At 47.3% G+C, this 1,379-nt stretch carries 2 protein-coding genes; both read left to right on the forward strand.

All coding sequences use genetic code 11. From position 1 onward, the window contains the following. The first annotated feature begins 64 nt into the window (after positions 1–64). Positions 65–418, forward strand: a complete 354-nt coding sequence (locus tag IV512_RS19615; RefSeq protein ID WP_209406440.1) for a transposase — start codon at positions 65–67, stop codon at positions 416–418. Continuing rightward, on the forward strand, positions 405–1,379 hold a 975-nt coding region (locus IV512_RS19620; RefSeq protein ID WP_209406441.1), incomplete at its 3' end, for a transposase. The genes IV512_RS19615 and IV512_RS19620, both read left to right, overlap by 14 nt.

Consider the following 1,379-nt stretch of genomic DNA (forward strand, 5'->3'; position numbering starts at 1 on the left):
TCAATCTCAAAAGTTGTGTGCGGATTGATATAGGAGTCCGATCTTTGCGTAAAAACGACCGACCTTGGAATTATCTACGGACCTATTGAAGCTTATATTGCCGGAACTATTAATAACCCACTTTGACCTTGCCTCCCATACAACGGAAGATGGTACGCTCCATCTATATTTCGAGGAAAAGAAGGACGCCCCTAAAGAAGAAAAACATCGCATTTTAATAGCCCATGGTTTCCATAAACAGATCGTCGTCCAGGACTTTCCGTTACGGGGAAAGCCGGTCCAGCTCCACATCAAGCGTCGCCGTTGGCTCGATAAGCGTACCAACGGAATAGTGCAAAGGGATTGGGACCTGGTGGCACAGGGAACTCGTATGACAGTGGAGTTCGCTGCTTTTTTAAAAGTACTTGGTCGATACTAAGGCTTCGGACTGCCGCACCATAGGCCATTTCTACGGGGTGGAGGGAAAGAAACTACAACGACAGTACCGGGATTACCTGAGCGATTTCAAGGACTGGAAGCAAAAGCCCCATGCCAAAGAGTGGCTCATCTTTCCCAAAAATATGGGACCCTACCTGTCCATTGACGAAACGGCACTGTCCAAAGGGGAGCTCTATACGATTATCACCAACAAAAAGGCCAAGGGAAAAAAGGGCGCTATCGTCGGGATATTCTCGGGTACCAAGGCGGAGCCTATAATGGAACAACTGCTAAGGATACCCCTAAAGGAAAGGAAAAAGGTCAAGGAAATCACCCTGGACATGGCCAATTCCATGAAAACGATCGCCAAAAAATGCTTCCCGAAGGCCTTGCAGGTCACCGATCGCTTCCATGTACAGAAACTGGCACTGGAGGCCCTTCAGGATATCCGGATCAAACACAGATGGGACGCCCTGGACCTGGAGAACGAGGCCATCAAACAGGCAAGGGGCTCAAAGGAACCGTTCGTGCCGGAGACTTTCGATAACGGCGACACTAGAAAGCAGCTATTGGCCCGTAGTAGGTACCTGCTCTACAAATCCCCCGACAACTGGACGGAAAACCAATCCGAAAGAAGCAAAATATTGTTTGTCCATTATCCCGACATCAAGGCCGCTTACGATTTGGTGAAGGGACTGAGGAACATATTCAATACCGCCACTTCAATGGAAACCGCCTATACAAAACTGGCCCACTGGTTCAGAAAAGTGGAGGGGTCCGGGTTTAAGGCCTTCAATACCATTGTAAACACGATAACCCACAATTATAGATCGATACTCAACTATTTTGTAAATCGTAGTACAAACGCTTCGGCAGAATCTTTCAATGCCAAGATAAAAGCATTTAGGGCGCAGTTCAGAGGTGTGAAAAATGTAGAATTCTTCCTATTTAGACTAACAACA

It is taken from the genome of Pseudozobellia sp. WGM2 (genome assembly GCF_017810075.1).
Lineage (GTDB): Bacteria > Bacteroidota > Bacteroidia > Flavobacteriales > Flavobacteriaceae > JADNYK01.